The following is a 24,515-nucleotide window of genomic DNA, read 5'->3' as shown; positions in this document are numbered from 1 at the left end:
TGGTCGCGGGCCTTCTGCCATTTGGAGCCGTAGCCCCGCTGAGCCTCCGTCTGGTCGCTGATGCGCCAGCTGCCGGCCTGCATCTTCTGCACGCGGTGGGTATCGAGGACAGGAAGCTTGCTCTTCAGGGTCTGGAGCTTGAACATGGCAGGCCCCAAAATGAAAACGCCACCCGAAGGCGGCGATAAACAGCAAAGCCTGACATGGCCGGGCCTTGTGAGTCAAAACGAAGAATCGCTCCTATTCGTCAGACTGTGTCGCGACAATTAAGGATTTTGTACCGTTTCGTCAATACTGGACCAATAGCTCGTCAAATCCTTATAGTGGAAACCTGCGGTAGGCTTGGAGGCATCATGAATGCTGAACAACACCACCTTGCCAGCGTCACGAGAGACATAGTTCTGCGAGTAACTGGACCAGTAGTCCTGGAGCGTATAAACCGTCTGCTGCGTAGTTTTATTGATAACACGAATCGTATGCCCGATGGCACCTGCTTGGCTGACACTTTCGATCACCAATCGATACCACGTGTTTTCTTGCATAAATGGGTTGCCAAGTGCGCCTCTCGGATGCTGCGCTGACATCGGGTGATGGGAATCGCCGTTTTGAGCACCGGGGTAGATTTCGATCTCCTCCAAGGCAATACTTCCGCCGCCATAACCCCAGTTTCCGGCAATCACTGCACCCCCTCGATTATCACCCGGGACATAAGGGACACTGTTGCTACCTTTATGCCTGGAAATAATACCCATGTGACAGAAATTCAAATACCCACCTACAAACATCACATCCATTGCGATAGTATGCCGATTGAGGGCAGGGTTGTAGTAGGAGGTCTTTCCGGTGTCATCAAACACCAAAACATAGGGATTCGTTTGAAGAATGTGCCGCGAACCTGCGGTCACTGGGAAGCCAGATGCATTACTGCAAAATTGTTGCGCACCGACCAAGCCTTTTGATGTCGTCATAAGTTTTTACTTTCGTCTATGAAGGCGCTCGATGGCACTCAGGTTTGGGGTTCTCGACCCTCAAGGAATTCATCGTCCCGCAGCGCGGGCACTTGATGTTCAGGTGCTGGAACACCCCAGCAGCCAGCTTTCGATTGCAACTGGCACATCTCATTTCTTGCATCGTTGAAGTCTGCTTGTTGCATTGACTTTATTGTGCTGTTGGCAACGGCGGCTATCCAGGTCAGCACCGCGTGAGGGCGGCACTCACATCACACCCCAAAGGGATGGCGTCGCCAAAGCATGAACAAAGCAAAAAGCCCGCAGAGCGTGAACTGTGCGGGCCTTGTCCATGCAGCCCAAGCAGCGAGTCACGGTGGCGGCTCTCGCACAGCGCGATGCACACGTACTGCCGGTTCTGCTTGACGTGGTGCGCCTCACTCAGGTCAGGGGTGTCGCACATGCTGCAGGCCAGCTCCTTCACTGCGGCCAGGCGCTCGCGCTCCCGGTCGTTGAGCTTGTTCAGCATGCGGACAGCTGCAGCCACGCAGCCCGCCGTGAGCCTGCAGGCAACGGCCTCCACACATTCTTCACACAGTCTTTACATTGGATTAACCAAGCAGACATAAGCTGCCGGGCTTCTAGCGCTCGCGTAAGCCAAGAGTCCGTAGCCAACGCTGAAGCTCCCGTTCGACCGCCTTCCTGGGAATTTCCCCTGTGCCAGCGCACTTGTCATCGCCGCTGGCATTTCCTATGACCCATCCCGTCCCCTCACAAGCAGCGAGCGCGATCACGCGAAGCGCTCCGCTGGCCATGCCCGCACCGTCGCTTTCCCTGGACATCAAGGTCCTCATCGGCCTCTTTCTCTTTTCGGTGGTCTGGCTGCTGCAGATCGACAGCTCCAGCCTCACGGCACCCAAGGACAACCTCGAACAGCTGACCTGGGTGCACAGCCTGGAGTGGGGCTACTACAAACACCCGCCCCTGCCGACCTGGCTGCTTTCGGTGCCGGTCCATTTGTTCGGCCTGTCTGCGCGCACCAGCTACGCCACCGGCGCGCTTTTCACGCTGGCGGGCCTGTTCCTTTTCTGGAAACTGCTGAATGACTTGCGCGGCAGCCGCTACGCCACGCTGGCCCTGTTGGCGGCCATGTGCATCACCTACTACAACGAGCGGATGCACTTCTTCAACCATGAAGTCGTGCTGATGCCTTTCTTCGCGGCCAGCGCCCTGCTGGTGTGGCGTGCGGTGGGCAGCAGGCAGCTGCGCTGGTGGGCCGCCCTGGGCTGCTGCCTGGGGCTGGGCGCACTGGCCAAGTACCAGATGATCCTGGCCGCCGTGGCGGTATTCCTGTTCTGGCTGGCGTCAGGCGCCTGGCGCGAGCGGGTCCACATGATCGGCCTGGTGCTGGCGGCAGCCATCTCGCTGGCCATCATCTCGCCGCACCTGTACTGGCTTTTCCTGAACGACTTCGGCCCCATCCGCTATGCCACCGAATCCTCGCTGGGCGCCAGCCTGGGCGGCGGCGCCAGGCTGCTCAACACCGTGCACTGGCTGGCAGACCAGTTGCTGAACCGCGCGCTGCTCGCCTGGGTGCTGCTGGGACTGGTGATGGCCCTGCACCGCCGCAGCCGCCTTGCGCCGCAGGACACACCGCAGCGTCCCGGGACAGCCGATGCATCGCGCGCGCTGATCCTGTGCTTTGGCCTCACGCCCATCGTGCTGACCTGCGCCATCGGCATCTTTGCGGGCTCGTCGCTGCAGCTGCACTGGGGCACGCCCTTTCTGCTGCTGGCCGTTCCCGTCGCCATGGAGCTGGCCGGTGCCAGGCTGCAGCCGTCGCGCATATCGATCACCACCGCCATCAAGTGCTTCGTGGCGCTTCAACTGGCCTTGCTGCTCGTGGCCCAGATGACCTCGGCGCGCAGTGAACTGCGGCTTAACAGCCGGCACTGGAGAAACTTCGATTCAAAGGCCTTGAGCCAGGCGCTTGCCGAACCCGCGCGCGAAGCGCTGGGCGGCGATATCCGCGTGATCGCAGGCCCCACGGCCGAGGCCAAGGCCCTGGCCCTGAAGCTGCGCGAAAAGCCCCTGGTGCTGATCGATGGCCGCATGGACATCAGCCCCTGGATTTCCCAGCACATGGTGGATGCCTGCGGGGTGCTGCATCTGCAGCTGGCGGCATCGCAGCCGCCCGGCCATCAGCCGGTGGGAGAAGGATTTCCATCCCTTTACTGGCGTGTCAGCCCGCCGGAGGAGGATGCGGGCAGCTGCGTCGAAAGCTGAACAGGGTGATGGCTGGGCCGGGCACTAGCGAACCAGCACGTGCCGCACATCGATGGCAAAGCCGCTCAAACCCTTGCCCGGGGTTTCGCCGTCTTCGACGTCCACATCGAACAACTGCCAGTGCGCTTGCCTGCCTTGCGGCAAAGGCAGACAGGAGATCTGCGGTCCCATGTCGATCATGGCTGCGATGTTGTTGACCGCCTGCGCCTGTGCCGCGCGCACCAGGGGCATCAGCAAGTCGTCGGCAATGCCCAACGCGCGCAGGCGGCCCAGCGCCTGCTGCGCATCGCTGAGCAACGGGCCTTCGTTGACGTTCAGATCTCCTTGGTGCAACTGCTCCAGCCAGCGGCTGTCGCTGGCAGCCGCCACCTCGCTGCACAACCCGTGAACCAGTGCCGCCATTGCCACGGTGGGCTCTCCGCGGCTTTCGCTCAGAGCCCATAGCACGGGCTCGGCCATACCAAGCGATTCGTAATAAGGGAACAGCCCGTGCAGCTCGGGATGCTGTTCGAGCAGGTACTCGCTGTAGGACTTTTTGGGCATGGGCGTGCAGTGTGTTTTCAGATCAGGGCTTGGGGATTTTCTGAGCAGATGGCGATATCTGGCTCATTGGCTCCGTGCTTTTTCTTGCGCCGGAGGAAGACAGCAGAATCCGGGTCATATTTGCGGGCAGCCTGCCTTCGGGGCTGAAGAGGCTTTCGCGCCCTGAGGACCTGGCGACCAAATCGCGCTTCGCATCCTCAACCCAGGGCAGGCGCTCGCAGATACCCCATCAGCACCTGCACGATGCCATCCTCCAGGGCCTGGGGGGTGAACATGGCCGGCGGATCGATGACGGCGGCATGCACCAGGGACTCCATGGTCTGCAGCAGCATCCAGGTGGCCAGGTCCAGATCGCGGTGGGCGAGCTGACTGCGGTGCAGCTCCAGGAGCTGGCGCACCTGGCGGAAGATGCCGCCGTCCGCCGCGCTTTGCTCGCGCGGCGCGTCGAAGAAGGGGAACTCCTTTTCCAGCACCCGGTGCAGATCGGGCTCGACCCGGTGCGCCGCCAGCAGCGCGCGGACCATGGCCTGCACATGGCCTTGCAGGCCCTGCGGCCGCTCTGCCGCAAGCACGGCGGCAATGGCCGCGTACATCTGCGCGGCGTGGCGCTCGTGCAAGGCCGTGATCAGCGAGTCCTTGTTGGGAAAGTACTGGTAGAGCGAACCCACGCTCACACCTGCGCGCTCGGCCACCAGATTGGTGTTGGTGGCGGCGTAGCCGCGTTCTGCAAGAACGCGAGCCGCGGCCTCCAGAATGGCCTCGACCGTGGCAAGGGAACGCGCCTGCCGTGGCTGCTTGCGGGGCTGGGGCGGCTGCCGCTGCGCCGCCTGCGAATGCGAGTTTTCAATGCGAGCCATGGCTCATATTCTCCTGGACATGTGACCTGAGTTTTTACTCGTATTTGAAAGGGAATGCACATGTCTTCCGGAATTTCGCCATCCGCGGCCGCGTCGCCGCCGGTGAACGCATTTGCGCGGCTGCTGCCGCTGACGCTGGCGGTCTTCGTCAGCTTTCTCTGCCTGGGCATGCCCATGCCCGTGCTGCCCCTGCACCTGAGCCAGACCCTGGGACTGGGCACGCTGGGCGTGGGCACGGTGATGGGCTGCCAGTTCGCGGCGGCCCTGCTGTCGCGGGCCTGGGCCGGCTCTCTGGCCGACACGCGCGGCGCCAGGCGTGCCGTGGTGCTGGGTATGTTGCTGGCCGCCGCTTCGGGCGTGGCCTACCTGATGTCCCGCGCCTTCGAGGGCGGACAGGCCGCAGTCTGGGTGCTGGCCGCCGGCCGCGTGCTGCTGGGCTGCGCCGAGAGCCTGATCATCACAGGCGCCCTGAGCTGGGGGATGGGAATGATCGGCCCGCAACATGCCGGCAAGGTGATGGCCTGGGTGGGCATTGCCATGTACGGCGCCTATGCGGCGGGCGCGCCGGCCGGCGTGGCAGTGCAGGCCGTCTGGGGCTTCTCGGGCATTGCCGTGGCCACCATCGTGCTGCCGCTGGCCGCCCTGGCCATGGTCTGGGGCCTGCGCGCCACGCCGGCTGCGGCCCAGCGCCGCACACCGTTCTACAAGGTGCTGGGCACGGTGTGGCTGCCCGGCCTGGGGCTGGCCCTGTCCAGCGCGGGCTTTGGCGTGATCACCACTTTTGCGGCGCTGCTGTTCGCGTCGCGCGGGTGGGGCGCGGCCTCGCTGGCCTTCACGGCCTTCGGCCTGGCCTTCATCGGGGCGCGTTTGTTCTTCGGCCATCTGCCTGACAGGCTGGGCGGCGTGCGGGTGGCGCTGGCCAGCATTCCGCTGGAGGCGGCGGGCCTGCTGCTGATCTGGGGCGGCGGCGATGCGGCCTGGGCCTATGCGGGAGCCGCACTCACCGGCTTCGGCTATTCGCTGGCCTTCCCGGCCTTCGGCGTGGAAGCCGTCCGCCGTGCGCCACCCCAGGCGCGCGGTGCGGCCATGGGCGCCTATGTGGCCTTCTTCGACCTGTCCATGGGACTGACGGCTCCCGCCGCCGGGCTGCTGGCCAGTGTCACGGGCGTCGGAGACGTGTATTTCGCCGCCGCCGTGAGCGTGGCGCTGTCCATTGCCGTGGCCCTGCTGCTGCGCGTGAACGCAGCCCGGGGAGCCTCCCATGGCTGAGCCGCTTCACACCCCCGCCGGCACGCAGCGCGCCCTGGGCACCGTGGTGAACGTGCAGTCCATCACCCCGCGCATGCGCCGCATCACGCTGGGCGGCGAGCAGATTGCCGCCTTCTCGCGAGCGCCCGCAGCGGATGCGCCCGCTGCCTGGGTCAAGCTGTTCCTGCCGTCCGGCGAAGGCCGGGCCTATACGCTGCGCAGCGTGGACCGCCAGGCCGGCACGCTGGACATTGACCTGGTGCTGCATGGCGATGCGTTCAATGCCAACCATCAGAACAACACCTCCGCTGGCGGCGACGGCCCCGCCTCCCGCTGGGCTGCCCAGGCCCGCGTGGGCGAGCAGGTGGCCATTGCCGGCCCACGCAGTGGCGGCTTCGCTCCACCAGCCGACACCGATTGGATGATGCTGGCAGGCGATGCCTCGGCCTTGCCGGCCATGCAGTCCATCGCCGCGAGTCTGCCGGCCTCCGCCCGGGTCAAGGCCTATGTGGAAATCGTCGACGACGGCGAATGCCAACCCATGGACAGCGCCGCCAACTGGCGCACCGAGTGGATCACCGCTGCGCCAGGCCAGCCCGGACAGAGGCTGTGCCAGCGGCTCATGTACCGGCCGCTGCCGCTGGGCACCGGCTATCTGTGGATGGCCGGCGAGTCCGGCGCCATGCGGACGTTGAAGATGCACTTCCTGGACCGTGGCATCGCCCGCACCCAGCTGAGCACCAAGGGCTACTGGAAATCCGGCGAGGCGGACCACAAGGATCGCTAGCGCCGCTAGGGCCGCGCAAGCAGCTTTCTCCCCCCATCAACAGCGCCACATCCCCCGGGTAACCACCCGGACACGGGATGCAGGCGCTCACTAGAATCAAAAAATGAACTTTGACATCAACATTCAAATTCAATGAAAACCAATGGCTGCCAGACGGCGCCTCCCTCGGCATCCGAACTGCATGCGGCGTATGCAGCCGGCACGCTGACGCCCATGCAAGCCACCGAGCACTGCCTGCGGGTTGCCTGCGCAAGCCAATCCGTGTTCACGCGCATCACGGCGGACCGCGCGCTCGAAGAGGCCCGGCAGTCCACCGAGCGCTGGCGCGCGGGCCGGCCGCTGGGGCCGCTGGACGGCATCCCCATCAGCTGGAAGGACTTGTTCGACGTGCGCGGCACGCCGACCACGGCAGCCTCGGCCCTGCTGCAGTCGGCCGCGCCAGCCCGGGCCGACGCCACCGTGGTGGCGCGTGCCGCAGCGGCCGGCATGGTCTGCCTGGGCAAGACCAATCTCAGTGAGTTCGCCTACTCGGGCCTGGGGCTCAATCCCTGCTTCGGCACGCCGGTGTTTGCACATGAGGGAGGCCACGACCGAGCGCCCGGAGGCTCGTCCAGCGGCGCTGCGCTGGCCGTGGCCCTGGGGTGCGGGCCGCTGGCCATGGGCACGGACACGGCGGGGTCCGTGCGCATTCCCGCCGCCTTCAACGGGCTGGTGGGCTATCGCGCCAGCAGGGGGCGCTATTGCCTGCAGGGCGTGTTTGCGCTGGCGCCGTCCCTGGACACCCTGGGGCCGCTGGCCCTGAGCGTGGCCGACTGCATGGCGCTGGACCGCGTGCTGCGCGGGCTGACCGACGACGGCCATGCCAACGCATCCCCCGCCGCGGACCTGCGCAATCAAGTGTTCTGCACGGACCTCAGCCTGCTGGATGACGACCGCGTGCAAGCTCCCGTGCGCAACAACCTCCTGTCCTCCCTGGCCTTGCTGGAGACCCGGGGTGCCCGCGTGGAGCGCCGCACGCTGCGCAGCCTGCGCGCCGTACGGACGCTGACCCGGCGCCATGGCTGGCTGGGCGCCCATGAAGCCTTTGCCACCCACCGCGCACGCCTGGACGATGCCGATCAGGCCGCACGCATGGACCCGCGCGTGCGCCAGCGCCTGGAGGCGGCCAGGCATCTGAGTCCTGACAGCTACCGGACATTGATCGCCCAGCGCGCACCACTGATGGCCTTGTTCGCGCAGGAGCTGGGCGATGCCACCCTGGTGCTGCCCACCACGGGCCACACCGCACCCCTGCTGCTGCCGCTGCTGGACGACGACAGGCTGTTTGCCGAAACCAACCTCGCCACGCTGCGGCTGACCATGCCCGGCAGCTACCTGGACACGCCGGCCGTGGCCCTGCCCAGCGGCGTGCAGCGCATTCCCGGCCTGGACGGCAGGCCTGCGTTTCTGCCCACGGGCCTGCAGCTCATGCGCCCCCAGGGCGATGACGACCGGCTGCTGTGCATTGCGCTGAGCGTCGAACAGGTTCTTTCCCCCTCCACCGTTCCCATTGATAGGAGTGCATGACATGAGCAAGGAAATCCAGATCACGTTTGGCGTGGACGTCGATGCCGTCGGCGGCTGGCTCGGTTCGTATGGCGGGGAAGACTCGCCCGACGACATCTCGCGCGGCATGTTCGCGGGCGAGGTCGGCTCGCTGCGGCTGCTCAAGCTGTTCCACAAATACGGCCTGAAGACCACCTGGTTCATTCCAGGCCACTCTGCCGAGACCTTTCCCGAGCAGATGAAGGCCGTGGTGGACGCGGGCCACGAAATCGGCATCCACGGCTACAGCCATGAGAACCCGATTGCCATGACGCCCGAGCAGGAAGAGGCCGTGCTGGACCGCAGCATCGAAGTCATCACGCGGCTGGCCGGCCGCGCGCCCACGGGCTACGTCGCTCCGTGGTGGGAATTCAGCCCGGTCACCAACGAGCTGCTGCTCAAGAAAGGCATCAAGTACGACCACAGCCTGATGCACAACGACTTCCACCCGTACTACGTGCGCGTGGGCGACCAGTGGACGCGCATCGACTACAGCAAGCATCCCGACACCTGGATGAAGCCCTTGGTGCGCGGCAAGGAGACACGGCTGGTCGAGATCCCCGCCAACTGGTATCTGGACGACCTGCCGCCCATGATGTTCATCAAGAAGTCGCCCAACAGCCACGGCTTCGTCAATCCGCGCGACATAGAGCAGATGTGGCGCGACCAGTTCGACTGGGTCTACCGCGAGCACGACTACGCGGTCTTCCCCATCACCATCCACCCCGATGTCTCCGGCCGCCCCCAGGTGCTGCTGATGCTGGAGCGCCTGATCGAGCATTTCCAGTCGCATGAGGGCGTGCGCTTCATGACTTGCGACCAGATCGCCGACGACTTCCTGCGCCGCCAGCCGCGTTGATGCCGCATCCCACCTCAGCGAGGACACCATGAATACCTCCGCCATTGCCTCCGACGCCCCAGGCGCCGGCCATCCGGCCCCGGCCGGCATCGATGCCCCCTGGACCGCGCCCACCGTGACGCGCAGGCAGGTCAGCTACGCCACCTGGGTCTGCTTTTTCGCCTGGGTCTTTGCCGTCTACGACTTCATCCTCTTCGGCACCCTGCTGCCGCAACTGGGCGAGCACTTCCAGTGGAGCGCCGAGCAGCAGGCGCGCCTGAACACCTGGGTGACGCTGGGCACGGTGATCGTGGCCTTCGGCATCGGCCCCATTGCCGACCGGCTGGGGCGACGCAAGGGCATCATCATCGCCGTGGCGGGCGCCGCGCTGTGCTCGGGCCTGACGGCGCTGGCCGGCTGGGTGATCGGGCTGTCGGCGGGCCTGGGCTTCGTGCTGCTGATCGTGGTGCGCTCGCTGGCGGGCCTGGGCTATGCCGAGCAAAGCATCAACGCCACCTACCTGAGCGAGCTGTTCTCCCTGGTCTATACCGACCCGGCCTCGCTGCGCCGGCGTGGCTTCATCTACTCGCTGGTGCAGGGCGGCTGGCCCGTGGGCGCCGTGCTCACCGCCGTGCTGGTGGCCCTGCTGTATCCGCTGGGCGAGCGCTGGTTCGGCCAGGGCGGCGGCTGGGCGCTGTCCTTCGTGTTCGCCATGTTCCCGGCCCTGGTGATCGCCGTGCTGGGCCGCCGGCTGGTGGAAACGCCCCAGTTCCTGACCGCGCGGCGCGTGGCCGATCTGCGCCGCGCCGGGCGCGAGGCAGAGGCCATGCGCCTGGCGCAGGAGCATGGCGCCAGCCCACAGCAGGAGCAGCACACCGGCCTGTCGGCCATGTTCCGCGGTGCCTCGCTGCGGCCCACGCTGTCGCTGGCCCTGGGCTTTTTCCTGAACTGGTTCGCCATCGTGATCTTCGCGGTACTGGGCACCTCGGTGCTGGGCGGCGCCGGTGGCACGCCGGGCAAGGGCGTGGATTTCTCCAGCGCGCTGCAGGTGCTCATCATCTCCAATCTCGCGGGCTTTCTGGGCTATGTCTTCCATGGCTGGCTCGGTGACCGCATAGGCCGGCGCAACGCCGTGGCCATCGGCTGGATGCTGGGTGGCCTGGCCTTCGCGCTCATGCTGAACGCGCCCTCGGGCGACTTCTGGCGCATCGTGCCGCTGTACTCGCTGGGGCTGTTCTTCCTGATCGGCCCCTATGCCGCCGCCCTGTTCCTGATCGGCGAGAGCTTTCCCAGCCACATCCGTGCCACGGCCAGCTCCTTCGTCAACGCCATGGGCCAGGTGGGCGCCATCGCGGCAGGCTTTGGCGTGACCTGGACGCTGTCGCAAGGCTCGGACTGGGTGCAGGCGGCGCTGTACTGGGGCGCCATTCCCTGCGCGGCCTCGGGCCTGCTGATGTTTCTGGCGCCCCATGTCGATCCCGAGACCGTGAAGTGAGGCCGACATGAACCCGGACACCCCCAGCAACAAGGTGGCCCTCGTCACGGGCGCCGCCAGCGGCATCGGCCAGGCGCTGGCCGTGGCCTATGCGCAGGCAGGCATTGCCGTGGCCGGCAGCTACTACCCCCGGGATCCGCACGATCCCGGCCAGACCCTGGAACTCGTCGAACGCGCGGGCGGGCGGTGCGTCATGGAGGCGGTCGATGTGGGCGATGCCGAACAGGTCGAGCACCTGGCCCGGGTCGCCGTGGGCCGCTTCGGCCGGCTGGACTTCGCCGTCGCCAATGCGGGTTTGCTGCGCCAGGCGGCCCTGGTCGAGATGAGCGATGCGCAGTGGCTGGAGGTCATCAACATCGACCTGGGCGGCGTGATGCGCACTTTCCGGGCCAGTGCGCGCCACATGGCTGCAGGCGGGGCCATGGTGGCCGTCTCCTCCATTGCAGGCGGCGTCTACGGCTGGGAGCAGCATGCCCACTATGCAGCCGCCAAGGCAGGCGTGCCCGGGCTGTGCCGCGCCGTGGCCATGGAGCTGGCACCGCGCGGCATACGCTGCAATGCCGTGATTCCGGGCCTGATCGAGACGCCGCAATCGCTGGACCCGGTCAACTCGCTGGGGCCGGATGGCTTGGCGCTGGCGGCCAGGGGCATCCCGCTGGGACGCGTGGGGCAGGCCCGCGAAATCGCCGCCCTAATCCGCTTCCTGACCAGCGACGAGGCCTCCTACATCACCGGCCAATCCATCATTGCCGACGGCGGCCTGACCGTGCGCTGGCCCAGTTGAGGACATCCGACATGAACACCTCCAAGCCCCTGGACGGCCGCCGCGCCGTCGTGACAGGCGCCGGCAGCGGCATCGGCGAGGCCATCGCCCTGGCCTATGCGCAGGCCGGCGCGCAGCTGGTGCTGGCCGACATCGATGCCGCCCGCACCGACAGCGTGGCACAGCGCTGCCGCGCGCTGGGCGCGCAGGCCGAGACCGTCATCGGCGACGTGGGCGACGAGTCCACGGCCCACCGCATCATCGACCGCTGCGTGCAGGCCTTCGGCGGCATCGACATCCTGGTGAACAACGCCGGCATGCTCACCCAGTCGCGCTGCGCCGACATGTCCACCGCGATGTGGGACGAGATGCTGCGCGTGGACCTGCGCAGCGTCTTCCTGTGCGCGCGGCGCGCGGTGCCGCACATGCAGGCCCAGCGCTGGGGCCGCATCATCAACATCGCCTCGCAGCTGGGCATCAAGGGCGGCGTGGAGCTGAGCCACTATGCGGCGGCCAAGGCCGGCGTGATCGGCTTCACCAAGTCGCTGGCGCTGGAAGTGGCACCCGACAACGTCCTGGTCAACGCCATTGCCCCCGGCCCCATCGCCACGCCGCTGGTCGATGGCATCAGCGCGGACTGGAAGCGCGCCAAGGAGGCCAGCCTGCCGCTGGGCCGCTTCGGCCGCGCCGACGAGGTGGCGCCCACGGCCGTGCTGCTGGCCTCCGATCCCGGTGGCAATCTGTATGTGGGACAGACGCTGGGGCCCAACTCCGGCGATGTCATGCCGTGAAAAGAAGCACCCCCTGAGTCGCTTCGCGCCTTCCCCCTCTCTTCGGAGGGGGGCGTACGGGCAGCCGGCGACACCCTCGGTGCGGGGCGGCGCGGCCGGCATAGGCCCTTCCTCGGTGTCTCTGCTCTTTGGCTGCGCCAGTTTCGCAGGCGGCTCCATTCGCAACCGAAAGGGTTTCTGTCATGTGTGGAATGTGCGGTTTGCTGCAGGCCTCCGGCCACTGGAGCCAGGCGCCGGCCGGATCGGCCGGGCGCCGCCAGCGGCTGATTCAGATTGCGCGCGCCAACCGGCTGCTGGCGCTGTGGCGGCTGCGGCTCAGCGATTTCCATGGCCAGTCCTATGTACTGGCCGGCCCCACGGGGGCCAGCGTGCTGATTGCCGATTTCGGCGCGCTGTGGCCCGCCGCCGAGCAGATGCTGGGCCGAGCCCTGGATCCGCTGGCCATGCCGTGGCAGCCGGCGCAGGCACAAGTGCGTGCACAAGGGCGGGCACCAGCGCAGGAACACAGGGAGCAGGCGCCATGAGCGGCCTGACGGACCACCACGGCGAGCGGCTGCCCGTGGGCGTGCTCACGGGATTTCTGGGCAGCGGCAAGACCACGCTGCTCAGGCAGTGGCTGCAGGACTCGCCCGCGGGCGAGACTGCGGTGCTCATCAACGAATTCGGTGCCGTGGGGCTGGACCATCTGCTGGTGGGCCGCATAGACGCCGACACGGTGCTGCTGGACAACGGCTGCGTCTGCTGCGCCATACGCGGCGAACTCAAGGACGCTTTGTGGCGCCTGTACCAGCGCCGCCTGCGCGGCGAGCTGCCGCCTTTTCAAAGGGTGCTGGTGGAGACCACGGGGCTGGCAGCGCCCGGCCCCGTGATCGCCACCCTGATCGGCGATGCGCAGCTGCGCCAGATCTTCAGGCCGGCCTTCATCTCCACCGTGGTCGATGCGCTGCATGCCCCGTGGCAACAGTCCCGGCGCCCCGAATGGCTGGCTCAGGTCGCGGCGGCCGACCGGCTGTACCTGAGCAAGACCGACCTGGCCACGCCACAGCAGGCCGAGGCACAGCGCGCGCAACTGGCGCAGATCAATCCCCTGGCCAGCATCGTCACCTGCGGCCCTGGCGCAGCGGTACCGCCTGCCTGGCAGATGCAGGAATCCCATGCTCTGCAAACCGATTGGCTGGCACGCGCCATTGCCGGCACGCCGCGCAGCCGCACGGGCCAGCGCCAGGGCCAGGGTCTGCACGCAGGCGCCCAGGCGTTCTGCCTGGAACTCGACAGCCCGGTGGACTGGTGCGTGCTCACCCTGTGGCTGACCATGCTGCTGCACCGCCATGGCGACCGGCTGCTGCGCCTGAAGGGACTGGTGGCCGTGGCCGCGGATGGCTGGCCGCAGGGGCAGCCCACGGCGCTGCACGGCATGGGCCATCTCATGCACGCCCCCGAGCACTTGCCCGAGTGGCCGGGCGAGGACAGGCGCTCTCGCCTGGTCTTCATCACGGCCGGGCTCGATGAGCAGCAGGTCAGGGCCTCCTGGCAATCGTTCCAATCGTTCTACCGCCTCCACTCGCAGGACAATGGCAGCCAGACCCCGGCAAGCCCCTCACCCCACACTGCGTGAAACTCCACGGCAAGGACCGCAACATGCGCAAGAACGATCCCGAACTGCGTGTCCTCGGCACCTCGGTGACGCTGACCGAAGCCCTGCGCCAGCGTGCGCAGCAGGACCTGGGCATACGAATCCATTTCGAGGTGCTGGACGGCTTCGACGCCCAGCGCCAGGCCGTGATGCGCCAGGACAGCTTCGACCTGTACGACCAGTGGTTCCACAGCGTGGATTTCCTGTGGCCCACCGGCACCCTGCAGCCCATCGACACGGCGCGCCTGACCTGTTGGGACGAGGTCAACGCCCTGCCCCGCACCGGCCGCATCACGCCGCAGGCGGCCTTTGGCGCGGGCTGCAATCCTGTCACGCGCCTGTATGTGCAGGCCGATGGCAGCGTCAGCGATGTGCCCAGCGCGCATATCTCCATGCTGCCGCTCACGCACAACGTCGACAGCTTTGTCTACCTGCCCGCCGCCCTGCCCGCGCTGTTCGACCAGGCCGAGGAAAGCTGGTCCTGGCTGGTCTCCCCCGCCTGCCGAGGGCGCGCTGCGCTGCAGGCCGATGCCGCCATCGGCGCGCTGGACGCGGCCCTTGCCCTGCAGGCCAGCGGCGACATGCGTTTCGGCGACATCAGCAACCTGGGGCTGGAGGAAATCGACCGGATGATGGCCGTGCTGCTGCAGCGGCAGGAGTCCGAGCAGTTCCGGGGCTTCTGGGGCAACTACGCCGATGCGGCACGGCTGATGATCGATGCAGGCGTTGCCATCCAGAGCCACTGGTCGCCGGCCATGGGCCACTACCGCGCGGCGGGACTGGACTACCGGCTGGCCTGTCCGCGCGAAGGCTACCGCGCCTGGTACGGCGGCCTGGGCATCTCCAGCCAGGCCAGGGGCGACACGCTGGACGCCGCCTACCGCTACCTGAACTGGTGGCAATCCGGCTGGCCCGGTGCCGCGATGGCGCGGCAGGGCTACTACATCTCCAACCCGCTGCGCACGCGCGAGCACCTGAGCGCCAGCGAATGGGACTACTGGTACGCCGGCCTGCCCGCCGCCGAAGACCTGCAGGGCACCGACGGCCAGCTCGTGATCCCGCGCGGCAGCGTGCGCGACGGCGGCTCCTACGAGCAGCGCCTGGGCCGCATCGCCGTCTGGAACACCGTCATGGACGAGCACAACTACCTGGTGCGCCAGTGGGCCACGCTGCTGCGCCGTGCGCGCGCCGTATAGTCCTGCCCGATGACGGCCCCCGCTGGCGGCGGCACACGCACACGCACACGCAGATGAAGCAGGAATGAGAAGAGCCATACAAGCATCCACGCAGACTGCGCGGGACGAAGAGACCGGCGAGAGCGGCGAATCTGGCGATTCCGAGCGCCGGCTGCGCTATGAACTGATACGCCAGCGCCTGCGCCAGGCCATCGTCGAGCAGCGGGTGGCGCCCGGCCTGGTGCTGCTGGAGGGGCCCGTGGCCAAGGTCTTCGGCACCAGCCGCATTCCCGTGCGCAAGGCCTTCGAGCTGCTGCATGCCGAAGGGCTGCTGAGCACCTTCGACGGACGCGGCTACCTGGTCGCCCGGCCCGGGCAGGCCGTGCAGCCCCAGCGCCTGACGCTGGACGCGCAGGCCCTGGGCCTGGAGGCGGGCCAGGCCACGATCCACATTCCATCGGAGAGCGAGCGCATCCACGACGAGCTGGAGCAGTCCATCTCCATCGCCATGATCTTCGGGCGCTTTCAGATCGATGAGAGCGCCGCCATGGACCACTTCAACGTCAACCGCGTGGCCCTGCGCGAGGTGCTGAGCCGGCTGGTAGATAGAGGGCTGGTGGAGAAAAGCACCTATGCCGCCTGGCGTGTGGCCGCGCTGACGGCACGCGCGGTGAATCAGGACTTCGAGCTGCTCGCCTTGCTGGCGCCCGCAGCGCTGCGCGAAAGCGGGCCGCGCCTGGACAGGGACATGCTCGCCAGCCTGCGCCAAGGTCTGCAAGGCGCGACGGCGCCAGGTGTTCCGGACACGCAGGAACCATTGCGCCTGGAACAGCGCCTGGAACAACGAGTCGAGCAGCACCTGCATGGCGACTTCCTGGCCCGGCACCCCAACGACAAGCTGGTGGGCATGCTGCAGCAGTGCCAGATGCCCTGGCTGATCCACAGCACCTTCTGCCGCATGTTTCCGCAATCGCCCAACCCGCCGCTGACCGAGAACTGCCGGCAGATCGTCGATGCCTTGTGGGAGGGGGAGTACGAGCGGGCCGCACAGGCGCTGCAGGACTATCTGGCCCAGGCGCGCAAGCGCGCCCAGCTGCAGCTCAAGGTGCTGGCCGTGCTGCCTGAGACGCAGCTGCCCGCCTACCTGGTGCGGCAGACCTGATCTTGTGATTGCTGCAGTCGGCTGCCGCTGCCCGGCGCGGCTGGTTGCATGTGGAACCGCTGGTTTGCCTGCCGTTCACCGGGCGTTTACGCAAGCACGGCATATTGGGCGCCCAAAGGACCGCACCGATGAACGCCCTGCGCATCAGCACCACCGTCTTCACCGAAGCCAGATTCTGGAGCCTGGTGGTTTTCTCGGTCGTTCTTCCCTGCGCCATCTACGCGGCCCTGCTGGCCAAGCGCAGCATCTCGCGCACCACGGTGCTGCTGTTCGGGCTGGCCCTGGTGGCCATGGCGGGGGTGGATGTCTACCTGCTGCAAAGCCTGGCATCAGCGGCCCGGCAGACGCCATCGCTGTCGGACAACGCCATCTTCGTCTCGGAGCTGTCCACGGCGCTGTACCTGCTGCCGGCCATGATTGGCGGGATCGGCGTGAACATGACCTCGCATGTGCTGATACAGCATCTGTTCGATGCGGAGCGCCGGTTCGACAGCAACCGCAAGAACGAGACCACCTGAGCCGGCCGGGCCCCGCCTGGCGCTATCGGACGCTATCGGGCGCAACCGGACTCGGCCCGGTTCAGCCCATCACGTCTTCGGAAAAGAGCTGCCAGCGCCCGCCCGTCTTGCGCCAGTACTGGCGCAGCGGCAGGCCTTCGGCGAAGGCCTTGCTGCTGGCGCGCAGGTTGACCACGCGGATCTCTCCCTTGGCATCTTTCCAGGAATAGATGGACAGGTCCTGCAGCGTCACGCCGGGGCGGTTCAGGTAGGCGGCCAGCCGTTCCTGCGATGCGCGCGAGGCGGGCGACTGCAGCAGGTCCGGCGCGTAGAGCGCGGCCAGCTTGCGCGGGTCGGCCCCGTCCCAGGCGCTCTTCCATTCCTCGACGACACGCACAAAGGCATCTGCCGCCTTCTGCTGGGCCTGGGCCTTGGGGGCCACCCACTGCAGCTTCTCGCGGATCAGCACCGGCGTCTGCCGGTCCACGGTCTGCATGAGCAAGGTGAGGTCGGGGTTGGCCAGCACCAGGCAGCCATCGCTGGCCTCGGGCGCGCGCGAGAACTGGTCGGGCGGCGAGCCATGCAGCCAGATGCCGCTGCCCGAGCGGCCCACGGCCTTGTCCCAGTCGTTGGGGAAGTTGACCGTGAGCGCACCCTTGCCATAGAACTCCGGCAGCCGGGGTCCGGGGATGTGGCGGCCCACGAAGTAGATGCCCAGCGGCGTGCGCTGGTCGCCTTCCTGCCATTTGTCCGTGCCCAGCTTGCCCACGGAGACATAGAAATCCCCCACCAGCCGCAGCCCGCCCGCCTCATGGGCGAACAGGTACAGCCGTGACTTGCTGGCGTCGATGGCAATCGCATGCCGCACCGACGCGCCCAGCATCAGGAACTCGCCCGGAACGGAGCCCGCGGGCGGCGCGCCGCTGTCGGCCTGCAGGCGGCGCTTGAGTTCGTTTTGCAGATCCTGCAGCTGGGCCTGCGTGGGACTGGCCGGGCCTTCCAGCCGCGCGACACTGCCCACGGACAGGTTGTGCCGCACCAGCACGCCCTGGCCCGGATGGCCGGGAGCGGAGGAGGCGGCGACGGGCGTGCCCGCCAGCACCTCGCCGGCACGGCCGGTCTTGAAGCGCAGCAGGTCGGCATACACCAGCTGGGCTGCACGGAAATTGGGAACCTCGGCTGTGAGATCGCCGGCGGCCTTCAGCGCGCCGTCCAGATCCCGCTGCTCCACCTGGCGGATGATGGCCAGCAGGCGGGCCTCCGCCTGGCTTTGCTGTGCGGGGGCGGCGGCCTTGGCATGGGTGGCTGCCACGGCAGCGGCACCGCCCGCCGTGGCCACCGCAGCGGCGGCCAGTGCGGGCTTTCCCGATGCCGCGCGCAGCCTGGCTGCACCCGCCTTGCCGGAGGCAGGCTTGGAGGAGACAGGCTTGGCAGCTGCCGTTTTGGAGGCCTTGGCCTTGGCCTGCCTGGCATGGGCTGCCGGGCTGAAGGACACCGCGGACAGCGCGACCAGCAGCACGGCCACCCCGGCGGCCCGCGCATGCAGGCGCAGCAGGCCGGTGGGTGGCAGTGCCAGGGGACGCGCTTTTTCAGGCATCAGGAGCCGGTTCCTTCATGGGTGATGCGCCATTGTCCCTTTTCGCGCTGCATGCGCAGGGTCTTGCGGGTAGTGGTCTTGAGCGCGCCCGATGCGTAGTACTGGCGGAACTGGGCCGTGGCCTTGTCGCCATCCACGGTCACCTTCAGGTCGCGCACATTGACGACGATGGTGGTGCGGCCAACGATGCGCTGGCGGCGCTGTTCCTTCCACTTGGCCAGGCTGCTGCCATCGGCCGGGGAGAAGTGGTCGCTGTAGGCGTCCAGGTAGCGGTCCATGTCCTGGCCGGCCCATGCGGTGGACCAGGCCTTGACGGCGGCTTCCACTTCCTGCGCGGCAGCCGATTGTGCGGCCTTCTTCTCATCGACGGCAGGCGCTGCCTTGGCAGGCTCGGCGGCGGCCACGGCTGTGGCGGCTGCTGCGGTGGCCGGAGCAGCGGCCTTGGCCGCTGCCTGCCTGGCTTCCTCGGCCGCGCGGGCCTTGTCCTGTGCTGCCTGAGCGGCCTTTTCCTGGGCCAGCTTGGTCTCTGCGGCCTTGGCTTCCGCCGCCTTGGCCTGGGCCAGCTTGGCCTCTGCAGCCTTGGCCTCGGCAGCCTTGGCTTCTGCAGCCTTCGCTTCCGCCGCCTTGGCCTGGGCGGCCTTGGCATCGGCGGCCTTCACTTCAGCGGCCTTGAATTCGGCAGCCTTGGCCTCTGCGGCCTTGGCTTCGGCGGCGCGGGTCTCGGCCAGCTTGGCGTCGGCTTCGCGGGCCTGGGCTGCCTTGGCATCGGCCACCTTGGTCGAGGCGGCCGTTGCCGTGGCCTGGGCCGTCTTGACCTGGGCGCCGCCCTGCTTGGGGAAGATCTGCGTGATCAGGGCCAGCTTGGGCTGGATGGCCTGGCGCGACCCGTCCAGCTGCAAGGCCTTGGCATAGGCATCGCTGGCCATGCGCGCATACAGGTCGCCCAGGTTCTCATGCGCCGTGGCGTAGCTGGGGTTGGTGCGAATGGCCTGCTCCAGCACTTCCGAGGCTTTGCGCTCCTGGCCCTCGGCTGCGTAGAGCACGGCCAGGTTGTTGTAGGGCTCGGGCAGGCTGGGGTAATCACGGGTCAGCGCCGTGAAGATCTTGATGGCCTGGGCGTTCTGGCGCTGCTCCGCCGCGATCACGCCCTGCAGAAAGCGCATCTGCACATCGGCCGGGTTCTGCTTGAGGTAGGCCTCGGCCTGCTTGGCGGCCTGGGGCGCCTTGCCCTGCTCCAGCAGCCGGGAGACCTCGTCCACCGCCTCCTGCGACGCATGGGCAAACGCCCCGCACAAAGCGGCCCCCAGGCTGAAGGCGGCAATGGCCACAGGTCGGGCTATCCGCAAATAGGTACGACCCGGCACTCGCGACGGAACTCTGGACGAAATCAGCATATGGGCGCTCTCTACGCAATGAAAGTTGGAAGACGGGCCTGTTCGCTTTTGGGCTTCTTGCACACGCCGATATGCGCCTGCAGCCAAAAGCCAGCGATTTTATAGGCGAAAGCCACCTTGCCCCGCTGCATGGGTCCTTGAGACAAGGGCCATGAAACACGGCGCAAAGCCAGCTCCGAGGTAACGGAGCGGACCGGGCGGCGTTACGTAACGTGTGCCGTAACAGACCGTTGCTGAGACATTGTGATCAATAACAAAAACCATACAAATCAATATCTTAGGAAGATTCCTAGGCCATCCAGACCTGCCACCGGCACATGGCATGCATGTTGCACAAAAGGGCTCGACAGATTTCACGGCTTCCAAGCCACCGTCTGACCTTGTCGTTTCAACCCTTGTCTGGAGAGAGCAAATGACCGCCCAATCGATGCAGCCCACTGGCAACACCACCGTCAGCCCCGTGCAGTTTGCTGACCAGCAGCCCTCCACCGTTGTGCTTGCACAGCTGGGCACATCGAACACGCAGCCCGGCGCGGCTGCGGTGCTCATGCCCCGGGGCGCCGGTCCCGCCACGATGTCCCAGGTCAGCCCGGGCGTGCAGATCGTGCGCAACGGAGAAACCCTGATGGCCCAGCCCGGCAGCGCGCTGCAGGTGGGCGACAAGATCATCGTGCCCGCCGACGGCAGCGCCAAGGCGCTGTTCCAGGGCAAGGACGGCCAGACCCTGGTCGGCACCTTCGAGGGCGGCACGCAGGCCACGCTGACCCAGCGCGACGGCGACGGCGCAGGGGCCATGGTGCTGGACCTGGCCTCTGGCAACGTCCAGGTGGCACCCGCCAATGACGGCGACGCCCTGGGCCTGATCGTCACCAAGGAAAGCGCCGCGGCCGCAGCCGGTGGCTCCGTGCTCAGCGACTTCCTGCTGGCCGGCCTGATCGGCGCGGGCGGCGTGGGCCTGATCGCCGCAGCCAACAGCAGCGACGACGATCCGGCGCCCCCGCTCCCGACCGACCCCACCAACCCGACGAATCCGACGGATCCCACGAATCCGACCAACCCCACGAACCCGACAAACCCCACCAATCCGACCAATCCGACGGACCCCACGAATCCGACCAATCCCACGAACCCGACAAATCCGACCAATCCTACGAATCCGACCAATCCCACGGATCCTACGAACCCGACCAACCCCACCAATCCCACGGATCCGACGAACCCGACCAACCCGACCAATCCCACGGACCCCACCAATCCGACGGATCCCACGGACGGCCACGGCCTGATCACCTCCGTGCAGGACGTGGTGGGTGCGCTGTCCGGTGGCACGGTCGCCGGCCCGGTGGGCAACCTGATCGATACGCTGGTCAATCCCGGCAGCGGCACGCTGTCCGGGGTGACAGGCCTGCTGGAGAGCCTGACCAGCACCAATGGCGGGCCGCTGGGCGTGCTCACCGAGCTGGTGGACGGCCTGGTCAACATCCAGAACCAGGGCCTGGAGCCCCTGATCAGCACGCTCAATGAGCTGCTCAAGGGCCTGGACGAAGCGGGTTCCGGCGGCTCCATCGGCACGGTAGTGGACAACGTGCTCGGCGGCCTGCTCGACGAAGACGGTGCGCTGGGCGGCCTGCTGGCCGGCGTGGGCGGACTGCTGGGCGGCCTGGTGGGCGGCGGAACGGGCAATCCTCCCGGCACGCCGGACAGCGGCGTGGTCACCTCCGTGCAGGACGTCGTGGACGGTCTGCTGGGCGGCACCGTGGCGGCACCCGTGGGCCAGTTGCTCGATGCGCTGACCAATCCCACGGACGGACTGCTGTCCACCGTGACCGGCGCGCTGGAGAACCTGACCAATGTGGAGGGCGGCCCGCTGGGCGTGCTGACCGAGCTGGTCAACGGCCTCACCCAGGTGGACGGCGAAGGCCTGGCCCCGGTGATCGGCACGCTCAACGAGCTGATTGCCGGTCTGGGCAACGGCCTGGGCGAAGATGGGCTGGGCGGACTGGTCGGCAGCCTGCTGGGCGGCCTGGTGCCCGGTGGCGGCACGGGCGGCGGCACGGGTGAAGGCCTGGTCACCACGGTGCAGGATGTGGTGGACGGCCTGCTCGGCGGCACCGTCGCAGCCCCTGTGGGCCAACTGCTGGACGCGCTGGCCAATCCCACCGATGGCACGGCCTCGGTCGTCACCGGCCTGCTGGAAGGCCTGACCAGCGTGGACGGCGGCCCCCTGGGCGTGCTGACCGAACTGGTCAACGGCCTGACCCAGGTGGACGGCCAGGCACTGCAGCCGGTGATCGGCACCCTCAACGGCCTGATTGCCGGCCTGGGCAACGGCCTGGGCGAGGGCGGCATCGGCGAGCTGGTGGACGGCCTGCTGGGCGGCCTGATCCCGGGCGGCACGGGCGGCGGCAGCGGCGACGGCCTGGTCACCACGGTCCAGGACGTGGTGGACGGCCTGCTCGGCGGCACCGTCGCAGCCCCTGTGGGCCAACTGCTGGATGCACTTACCAATCCCACCGATGGCACGGCCTCGGTCGTCACCGGCCTGCTGGAAGGCCTGACCAGCGTGGACGGCGGCCCCCTGGGCGTGCTGACCGAACTGGTCAACGGCCTCACCCAGGTGGACGGCCAGGCCCTGCAGCCGGTGATCGGCACGCTCAACGGCCTGATTGCCGGCCTGGGCAGCGGCCTGGGTGAAGGCGGCATTGGCGAGCTGGTCAGCGGTCTGCTGGGTGGCGATGGCGGCCTGCTGGGCGGCGTGATCGGCGGCGATGGTGGCTTGCTGTGTGGCGTGCTTGGCGATGATGGCCTGGTTGGCGGCCTGCTGGGCGGCGACGGTGGCCTGCTGGGCGGTGTCCTTGGCGGCGATGGAGGCCTGCTGGGTGGCGTGCTTGGCGATGACGGCCTGGTTGGCGGTCTGCTGGGCGGCGATGGCGGCCTGCTGGGTGGCGTCCTTGGCGACGACGGCCTCGTCGGCGGTCTGCTGGGCGGCCTGGTTCCGGGCGGCGGCACAGGCAGCGGCGACGGCCTTGTCACCACGGTGCAGGACACCGTTGGCGACCTGCTCGGCGGCACGGCCGGAGCGCCTGTGGGCCAGGTACTGGATGCGCTGATCGACCCCGGCACCGGCGCACTGTCCGTGGTCACAGGTCTGGTGGAAGGCGTGACCCAGGTCAACGGTGGTCCGCTGGGTGTGGTGACGGACCTGGCCAACGGCCTGACGCAGGTCCCGGGCCAGGCGCTGCAGCCGGTGATCGGCACCGTCAATGGCGTGCTGGCCGGCCTGACCGGCGGCGATGGCCTGCTGGGTGGCGTGCTCGGCGATGACGGCCTGGTCGGCGGTCTGCTGGGTGGCGTGCTCGGCGACAACGGCCTCGTCGGCGGTCTGCTGGGCGGTGACGGCGGTCTGCTGGGCGGCGTGGTCGGCGGCGACGGCGGCTTGCTGGGTGGCGTGCTTGGCGATGACGGTCTGGTCGGCGGTCTGCTGGGTGGCGACGGCGGCCTGCTGGGTGGCGTGCTTGGCGAAGACGGCCTGGTCGGCGGCCTGCTGGGCGGCCTGGTTCCGGGCGGCGGCACAGGCAGCGGCGACGGCCTTGTCACCACGGTGCAAAACACCGTTGGCGACCTGCTCGGCGGCACGGCCGGAGCGCCTGTGGGCCAGGTGCTGGATGCGCTGATCGACCCCGGCACCGGCGCCCTGTCCGTGGTCACGGGCCTGGTGGAAGGCGTGACCCAGGTCAACGGCGGTCCACTGGGTGTGGTGACGGACCTGGCCAACGGCCTGACGCAGGTCCCGGGCCAGGCACTGCAGCCGGTGATCGGCACCGTCAACGGCGTGCTGGCCGGCCTGACGGGCGGCGATGGCCTGCTGGGTGGCGTGGTCGGCGGTGACGGCGGCCTGCTGGGTGGCCTCACGGGCGGACTGACGGGCGGCTCCGGCCTGGTCGGCGGCCTGCTCGACACGGTGGTGGGCGACAACGGCATCGTTGGCGGACTGCTGGGCGGCGACGGCGGCCTGCTGGGCGGCCTCACTGGCGGTCTGACGGGCGGTTCCGGCCTGGTCGGCGGGCTGCTCGACACGGTGGTGGGCGACAACGGCATCGTTGGCGGACTGCTGGGCGGTGACGGCGGCCTGCTGGGTGGCCTCACGGGCGGACTCACTGGGGGCCTCACTGGCGGATCGGGCCTGGTCGGTGGCCTGCTGAACACCGTGACGGGCGACAACGGCGTCGTCGGCGGGGTGCTCAACACCGTGGCCGGTGACAACGGCGTCGTCAGCGGCGTTCTGGACACGGTGGCAGACAACAACGGCATCGTCAGCGGCGTGCTCGACACCGTGGCCGGTGGCAGCGGCATCGTCAGCGGCGTGGTCAACACCGTGGCGGGTGACAACGGTGTTGTCAGCGGTCTGGTCAACACGGTGGCAGGTGATCACGGCATCGTCAGCGGCGTGGTCAATACCGTGGCCGGCGACAACGGTGTCGTCAGCGGGCTGGTGAACACCGTGGCTGGCGACAACGGAATCGTCAGCGGCGTGGTCAACACCGTGGCCGGCGACAACGGAATCGTCAGCGGCGTGGTCAACACGGTGGCCGGCAACAACGGCATCGTCAGCGGCCTGCTGGGTGGCGGCAGCAGCGGCGGCGGCCTGTTGGGCGGGCTGCTGGGGGGATCGTCCGGCGGCGGGCTGCTCGGTGGCCTGCTGGGTGGCACATCGCACGCGGCAGCGGCCTCGGTCGCCGAGCTGGATCCGATTGCCACCTCCATCAGCAGCCATGCCAGCAGCACGGCCGATGCAGCAGCCAGCGTGCTGACGCAGCAACTGCACCACAACACCCTGCTCTGAGCGGCCGCGGCGCCTGCGGGCGCCGCATCCATCCCCTGCGCCGCCGCCCCACGGTGGCGGCGCAGGGGATGGATG

21 protein-coding genes are annotated in these 24,515 nt (G+C 67.9%); 14 read left to right on the top strand and 7 right to left on the bottom strand.

Annotation, left to right across the window (positions count from 1 at the left end):
* Positions 1-266 precede the first annotated feature (266 nt).
* From IAE24_RS08655 to IAE24_RS08645, 3 genes are all read right to left on the bottom strand, one after another.
* Positions 267-968, bottom strand: a complete 702-nt coding sequence (locus tag IAE24_RS08655; protein WP_199960565.1) for a hypothetical protein — start codon at positions 966-968, stop codon at positions 267-269.
* Between the two features lie 16 nt (positions 969-984).
* On the bottom strand, positions 985-1,122 hold the full coding sequence (locus IAE24_RS08650; RefSeq protein WP_233626192.1) for a Com family DNA-binding transcriptional regulator: 138 nt from the start codon (positions 1,120-1,122) through the stop codon (positions 985-987).
* Between the two features lie 69 nt (positions 1,123-1,191).
* The gene (locus IAE24_RS08645) at positions 1,192-1,476 is read right to left on the bottom strand and encodes a hypothetical protein (RefSeq protein WP_199960564.1); all 285 of its coding nucleotides are present in this window, start codon (positions 1,474-1,476) and stop codon (positions 1,192-1,194) included.
* Between the two features lie 284 nt (positions 1,477-1,760).
* Here IAE24_RS08645 and IAE24_RS08640 point away from each other — a divergent pair, with 284 nt between their 5' ends.
* Positions 1,761-3,233, top strand: a complete 1,473-nt coding sequence (locus tag IAE24_RS08640; protein ID WP_199960563.1) for a glycosyltransferase family 39 protein — start codon at positions 1,761-1,763, stop codon at positions 3,231-3,233.
* A gap of 24 nt (positions 3,234-3,257) precedes the next feature.
* Here the strand turns inward: IAE24_RS08640 and IAE24_RS08635 are convergent, their stop codons facing one another.
* Together IAE24_RS08635 and IAE24_RS08630 are read right to left on the bottom strand one after the other, a co-directional pair.
* Positions 3,258-3,776 (bottom strand): hypothetical protein, encoded by a 519-nt coding sequence (locus tag IAE24_RS08635; RefSeq protein ID WP_199960562.1) that lies wholly within the window; start codon positions 3,774-3,776, stop codon positions 3,258-3,260.
* Positions 3,777-3,973: 197 nt separating this feature from the next.
* Entirely contained in the window at positions 3,974-4,633 is a 660-nt protein-coding gene (locus tag IAE24_RS08630) for a TetR/AcrR family transcriptional regulator (RefSeq protein WP_013803729.1), read from the bottom strand.
* A 60-nt stretch (positions 4,634-4,693) separates the two neighbouring features.
* Here IAE24_RS08630 and IAE24_RS08625 point away from each other — a divergent pair, with 60 nt between their 5' ends.
* From IAE24_RS08625 to IAE24_RS08570, 12 genes are all read left to right on the top strand, one after another.
* Entirely contained in the window at positions 4,694-5,902 is a 1,209-nt protein-coding gene (locus tag IAE24_RS08625; RefSeq protein ID WP_199960561.1) for an arabinose transporter, read from the top strand.
* Positions 5,895-6,668, top strand: a complete 774-nt coding sequence (locus tag IAE24_RS08620; RefSeq protein WP_199960560.1) for a siderophore-interacting protein — start codon at positions 5,895-5,897, stop codon at positions 6,666-6,668. The genes IAE24_RS08625 and IAE24_RS08620 overlap by 8 nt, the downstream gene beginning before the upstream one ends.
* A gap of 132 nt (positions 6,669-6,800) precedes the next feature.
* Positions 6,801-8,234 (top strand): amidase, encoded by a 1,434-nt coding sequence (locus IAE24_RS08615; protein ID WP_199960559.1) that lies wholly within the window; start codon positions 6,801-6,803, stop codon positions 8,232-8,234.
* 1 nt (position 8,235) lies between these two features.
* Complete coding sequence (locus IAE24_RS08610) at positions 8,236-9,111, top strand: polysaccharide deacetylase family protein (RefSeq protein WP_013803733.1); 876 nt, start codon at positions 8,236-8,238, stop codon at positions 9,109-9,111.
* Positions 9,112-9,139: 28 nt separating this feature from the next.
* Positions 9,140-10,585 carry an MFS transporter gene (locus IAE24_RS08605; protein WP_043823934.1) on the top strand — a complete coding sequence of 482 codons (1,446 nt, stop codon included), beginning with the start codon at positions 9,140-9,142 and terminating at the stop codon, positions 10,583-10,585.
* Between the two features lie 7 nt (positions 10,586-10,592).
* Entirely contained in the window at positions 10,593-11,369 is a 777-nt protein-coding gene (locus tag IAE24_RS08600) for an SDR family NAD(P)-dependent oxidoreductase (RefSeq protein ID WP_043823933.1), read from the top strand.
* An 11-nt stretch (positions 11,370-11,380) separates the two neighbouring features.
* The gene (locus IAE24_RS08595; protein WP_199960558.1) at positions 11,381-12,139 is read left to right on the top strand and encodes an SDR family NAD(P)-dependent oxidoreductase; all 759 of its coding nucleotides are present in this window, start codon (positions 11,381-11,383) and stop codon (positions 12,137-12,139) included.
* Between the two features lie 191 nt (positions 12,140-12,330).
* Complete coding sequence (locus IAE24_RS08590) at positions 12,331-12,663, top strand: hypothetical protein (protein WP_233626188.1); 333 nt, start codon at positions 12,331-12,333, stop codon at positions 12,661-12,663.
* Positions 12,660-13,754 (top strand): CobW family GTP-binding protein, encoded by a 1,095-nt coding sequence (locus tag IAE24_RS08585; protein WP_199960556.1) that lies wholly within the window; start codon positions 12,660-12,662, stop codon positions 13,752-13,754. Before IAE24_RS08590 ends, IAE24_RS08585 begins: the two co-directional genes overlap by 4 nt.
* A 23-nt stretch (positions 13,755-13,777) precedes the next feature.
* Entirely contained in the window at positions 13,778-14,968 is a 1,191-nt protein-coding gene (locus IAE24_RS08580) for an ABC transporter substrate-binding protein (protein WP_097205350.1), read from the top strand.
* Between the two features lie 64 nt (positions 14,969-15,032).
* The gene (locus IAE24_RS08575; protein WP_199960555.1) at positions 15,033-16,109 is read left to right on the top strand and encodes a GntR family transcriptional regulator; all 1,077 of its coding nucleotides are present in this window, start codon (positions 15,033-15,035) and stop codon (positions 16,107-16,109) included.
* Between the two features lie 128 nt (positions 16,110-16,237).
* Complete coding sequence (locus IAE24_RS08570; RefSeq protein ID WP_013803741.1) at positions 16,238-16,627, top strand: hypothetical protein; 390 nt, start codon at positions 16,238-16,240, stop codon at positions 16,625-16,627.
* Between the two features lie 61 nt (positions 16,628-16,688).
* Here IAE24_RS08570 and IAE24_RS08565 read toward each other — a convergent pair whose 3' ends face one another.
* Together IAE24_RS08565 and IAE24_RS08560 are read right to left on the bottom strand one after the other, a co-directional pair.
* Positions 16,689-18,203 carry a L,D-transpeptidase family protein gene (locus IAE24_RS08565; RefSeq protein WP_013803742.1) on the bottom strand — a complete coding sequence of 505 codons (1,515 nt, stop codon included), beginning with the start codon at positions 18,201-18,203 and terminating at the stop codon, positions 16,689-16,691.
* Positions 18,203-19,462: a L,D-transpeptidase Cds6 family protein gene (locus tag IAE24_RS08560; RefSeq protein ID WP_325100521.1), complete on the bottom strand. Its 1,260-nt coding sequence runs from the start codon at positions 19,460-19,462 to the stop codon at positions 18,203-18,205. Before IAE24_RS08560 ends, IAE24_RS08565 begins: the two co-directional genes overlap by 1 nt.
* Before the next feature lie 547 nt (positions 19,463-20,009).
* On the opposite strand from IAE24_RS08560, the gene IAE24_RS08555 reads away from it, so the two are divergent.
* The gene (locus tag IAE24_RS08555; RefSeq protein ID WP_200016363.1) at positions 20,010-24,440 is read left to right on the top strand and encodes a beta strand repeat-containing protein; all 4,431 of its coding nucleotides are present in this window, start codon (positions 20,010-20,012) and stop codon (positions 24,438-24,440) included.
* The last annotated feature ends 75 nt before the right edge of the window (positions 24,441-24,515 follow it).

Source organism: Delftia sp. S65, assembly GCF_016516495.1.
GTDB lineage: Bacteria > Pseudomonadota > Gammaproteobacteria > Burkholderiales > Burkholderiaceae_C > Comamonas > Comamonas acidovorans.
This window is presented reverse-complemented; position numbering and strand designations above follow the sequence as displayed.

Excerpts from the sequence above, each read along its gene's own strand:
- IAE24_RS08590 (WP_233626188.1), top strand. The coding sequence starts at position 12,331 with ATGTGCGGTTTGCTGCAGGCCTCCGGCCACTGGAGCCAGGCGCCGGCC.
- IAE24_RS08565 (WP_013803742.1), bottom strand. The coding sequence starts at position 18,203 with ATGCCTGAAAAAGCGCGTCCCCTGGCACTGCCACCCACCGGCCTGCTG.
- IAE24_RS08640 (WP_199960563.1), top strand. The coding sequence starts at position 1,761 with ATGCCCGCACCGTCGCTTTCCCTGGACATCAAGGTCCTCATCGGCCTC.
- IAE24_RS08630 (WP_013803729.1), bottom strand. The coding sequence starts at position 4,633 with ATGGCTCGCATTGAAAACTCGCATTCGCAGGCGGCGCAGCGGCAGCCG.
- IAE24_RS08555 (WP_200016363.1), top strand. The coding sequence starts at position 20,010 with ATGACCGCCCAATCGATGCAGCCCACTGGCAACACCACCGTCAGCCCC.
- IAE24_RS08645 (WP_199960564.1), bottom strand. The coding sequence starts at position 1,476 with ATGCTGAACAAGCTCAACGACCGGGAGCGCGAGCGCCTGGCCGCAGTG.
- IAE24_RS08595 (WP_199960558.1), top strand. The coding sequence starts at position 11,381 with ATGAACACCTCCAAGCCCCTGGACGGCCGCCGCGCCGTCGTGACAGGC.
- IAE24_RS08570 (WP_013803741.1), top strand. The coding sequence starts at position 16,238 with ATGAACGCCCTGCGCATCAGCACCACCGTCTTCACCGAAGCCAGATTC.
- IAE24_RS08610 (WP_013803733.1), top strand. The coding sequence starts at position 8,236 with ATGAGCAAGGAAATCCAGATCACGTTTGGCGTGGACGTCGATGCCGTC.
- IAE24_RS08585 (WP_199960556.1), top strand. The coding sequence starts at position 12,660 with ATGAGCGGCCTGACGGACCACCACGGCGAGCGGCTGCCCGTGGGCGTG.
- IAE24_RS08655 (WP_199960565.1), bottom strand. The coding sequence starts at position 968 with ATGACGACATCAAAAGGCTTGGTCGGTGCGCAACAATTTTGCAGTAAT.
- IAE24_RS08615 (WP_199960559.1), top strand. The coding sequence starts at position 6,801 with ATGAAAACCAATGGCTGCCAGACGGCGCCTCCCTCGGCATCCGAACTG.
- IAE24_RS08575 (WP_199960555.1), top strand. The coding sequence starts at position 15,033 with ATGAGAAGAGCCATACAAGCATCCACGCAGACTGCGCGGGACGAAGAG.
- IAE24_RS08600 (WP_043823933.1), top strand. The coding sequence starts at position 10,593 with ATGAACCCGGACACCCCCAGCAACAAGGTGGCCCTCGTCACGGGCGCC.
- IAE24_RS08635 (WP_199960562.1), bottom strand. The coding sequence starts at position 3,776 with ATGCCCAAAAAGTCCTACAGCGAGTACCTGCTCGAACAGCATCCCGAG.
- IAE24_RS08650 (WP_233626192.1), bottom strand. The coding sequence starts at position 1,122 with ATGAGATGTGCCAGTTGCAATCGAAAGCTGGCTGCTGGGGTGTTCCAG.
- IAE24_RS08620 (WP_199960560.1), top strand. The coding sequence starts at position 5,895 with ATGGCTGAGCCGCTTCACACCCCCGCCGGCACGCAGCGCGCCCTGGGC.
- IAE24_RS08625 (WP_199960561.1), top strand. The coding sequence starts at position 4,694 with ATGTCTTCCGGAATTTCGCCATCCGCGGCCGCGTCGCCGCCGGTGAAC.
- IAE24_RS08580 (WP_097205350.1), top strand. The coding sequence starts at position 13,778 with ATGCGCAAGAACGATCCCGAACTGCGTGTCCTCGGCACCTCGGTGACG.
- IAE24_RS08605 (WP_043823934.1), top strand. The coding sequence starts at position 9,140 with ATGAATACCTCCGCCATTGCCTCCGACGCCCCAGGCGCCGGCCATCCG.